The sequence below is a fragment of the Rhodococcus sp. 7Tela_A2 genome (genome assembly GCF_049311045.1).
Classification (GTDB): domain Bacteria; phylum Actinomycetota; class Actinomycetes; order Mycobacteriales; family Mycobacteriaceae; genus Rhodococcus.
In genome coordinates this window covers 1-2,747 of the sequence record NZ_JAXION010000204.1, presented here as the reverse complement: position 1 = coordinate 2,747, position 2,747 = coordinate 1, and the positions used below count along the sequence as shown (strand labels likewise).

General features: G+C 65.1%; 3 protein-coding genes. All 3 read right to left on the bottom strand.

Translation table 11 applies throughout. The features are described 5' to 3' along the window. On the bottom strand, positions 1 to 654 hold a 654-nt coding region (locus tag TVH25_RS21150), incomplete at its 3' end, for an HU family DNA-binding protein (protein ID WP_422425399.1). A gap of 169 nt (positions 655 to 823) precedes the next feature. After that, positions 824 to 1,420 (bottom strand): 3-isopropylmalate dehydratase small subunit, encoded by a 597-nt coding sequence (gene leuD / locus TVH25_RS21145; RefSeq protein WP_169620357.1) that lies wholly within the window; start codon positions 1,418 to 1,420, stop codon positions 824 to 826. A 25-nt stretch (positions 1,421 to 1,445) separates the two neighbouring features. Beyond that, the coding region (gene leuC, locus TVH25_RS21140; RefSeq protein ID WP_422425398.1) for a 3-isopropylmalate dehydratase large subunit at positions 1,446 to 2,747 on the bottom strand (1,302 nt) is incomplete at its 5' end.

Below are 2,747 nucleotides of genomic sequence, written 5' to 3'. Positions count from 1 at the left end.
GGCCGGAGCCTGCTGCGCCGCCGCCGGGGTCTGCTTGGCCGCGGTGGTGGTCTTCTTGGCCGGGGCCTTCTTTGCCGCGGTCGTGGTCTTCTTCGCCGCGGTGCTCTTGGTCGCGGTGGTGGTCTTCTTGGCCGGAGCCGACTTTGCCGCAGTGGTCTTCTTCGCCGCGGTGGTCTTCTTGGCCGGAGCCGACTTTGCCGCAGTGGTCTTCTTCGCTGCGGTGCTCTTGGCTGCAGTGGACTTGGCTGCGGTCGTCTTCTTGGCCGCGGTCGACTTGGCGGCAGCGGTCTTCTTCGCAGCCTTCTTGGCGGCAGCGGACTTCTTCACTGCAGCAGCCGCACCGCGTTTGACGGCCGGTCCCGTGGCGGGGAGCTTCTGGGTACCGGCGATGACTGCCTTGAACTGCGCACCCGGACGGAAAGCCGGTACCGACGTCGGCTTGACCTTGACAGTCTCACCGGTGCGCGGGTTGCGGGCGACGCGCGCCGCACGGCGACGCTGCTCGAAGACACCGAATCCGGTGATGGTGACGCTCTTCCCGTCGTGCACCGCGCGCACGATCGCGTCCACAATGTGCTCGACGGCCGCCGTGGCGGTGCGCCTGTCCGAACCGAGCTTGTCGGTCAGAACGTCGATCAGCTCTGCCTTGTTCATGATTTCCTCCGCACATCTACGGTCCACCGTCAGACCGACTCCAGTCCACGGTAGACCCGCAAACGGACTAGAGTCTATGTGCCACGCGGATTCTCATGCAAATAAGTCGCAGGTCCCGGCTCGACCGAGGGGTCGAACCGAGACCTGCAGGGGCCTTTTCAGGCTCGGATCACGGGGCCGGAAGAGTCCGTGGTTTCCAAGAAGGCCTTGACTTTTCGTACTCGGAAATGGCTTCTACCTGGCGCAACGTCAACCCGATGTCGTCGAGACCCTCCAGCAGACGCCACCGTGTGTAGTCGTCAATAACGAACGGCACCACAGTCGTTCCGGCGGTCACTGTCCGAGTTTCCAAATTCACATCGAGTTCGAGCCCGGGCTGCTGTTCGATGAGTTTCCAGAGCAATTCGACGTCGTCCTGCTCGACCTGAGCGGCCAGAAGTCCGGCCTTTCCGGCATTGCCGCGGAAGATGTCGGCGAAGCGGGACGAAATCACAACCCGGAATCCGTAATCGGACAAGGCCCACACCGCGTGTTCACGCGAGGAACCGGTGCCGAAATCCGGACCGGCGACGAGAACGCTGCCACGGTCGAACGGCGGGGTGTTGAGAACGAATGCCGGATCGTTACGCCACGCGGCGAACAGTCCGTCTTCGAATCCGGTGCGGGTGACGCGTTTCAGATACACCGCCGGGATGATCTGGTCGGTGTCGACGTTGGACCGGCGCAGGGGAACGCCGATGCCCTTGTGAGTAGTGAAGGCTTCCATCGAAATATCTCCTCGGTCCTGTGCTCTAGTCCAGATCCGCCGGCGCGGAGAGGGTGCCGCGCACCGCTGTTGCGGCCGCGACTGCCGGGGAGACGAGGTGCGTGCGACTGCCCTTGCCCTGACGCCCCTCGAAGTTACGGTTCGACGTGGATGCCGACCGCTCACCCGGCGCAAGCTGATCCGGGTTCATGCCCAGGCACATCGAGCAGCCGGCCTGACGCCATTCCGCCCCTGCGGCCGTGAAGATCTCACCGAGACCTTCTTCCTCCGCCTGGACACGAACACGCATCGAACCGGGCACGACCAGCATTCGCACACCGTCGGCGACTTTTCGTCCGTCGAGCACTTCGGCGACGGCGCGCAGATCCTCGATCCGTCCGTTGGTGCAGGAACCGACGAACACGGTGTCGATCTTGATGTCGCGCAGCGGCATACCGGGTTCGAGGTCCATGTACCGAAGGGCCTTCTCGGCAGCAGACCGTGCGGTCTCCTCCGCGATCTCCTCGGGCACCGGCACCGTGGAGCCGAGCGGTGCACCCTGGCCCGGGTTGGTTCCCCACGTCACGAACGGGGTGAGCGCACTGCCGTCGATGCGGACCTCTGCGTCGAAAACCGCGTCGTCGTCGGTCTTCAGCTGTTCCCACGCTTCCACGGCCGCGTCCCAATCCGCGCCCTTCGGCGCGTGCGGACGACCCTTGATGAACTCGTAGGTGGTGGCGTCGGGAGCGATCATGCCGGCGCGCGCGCCTGCCTCGATCGACATGTTGCAGATCGTCATCCGCGATTCCATGGACAGCTTGCGGATCGCCTCGCCGCGGTATTCCAGGACGTAACCCTGCCCACCGCCGGTACCGATCTCGGCGATGATCGCGAGAATGAGGTCTTTGGAGGTGACGCCGGGCTGGAGTTCGCCGTCGACGGTGATCGCCATGGTCTTGAAAGGCCGCAGCGACAGCGACTGCGTCGCCATGACGTGCTCGACCTCGCTGGTGCCGATACCCATTGCGAGCGCACCGAATGCCCCGTGGGTGGAGGTGTGGCTGTCGCCGCACACCACCGTCATGCCGGGCTGGGTGAGTCCGAGCTGGGGCCCGACCACGTGGACGATGCCCTGGTCGAGGTCTCCCATCGGATGCAGCCGGACGCCGAACTCCTCGCAGTTGCGACGCAGCGTCTCGACCTGCGTGCGCGAGATGGGATCGGCGATCGGCTTGTCGATGTCGATCGTCGGAACGTTGTGGTCCTCGGTCGCAATGGTGAGATCGGGGCGGCGCAGCGAACGCCCCGCCAGCCGCCGGCCGTCGAAGGCCGGCGGACTCGTCACCGC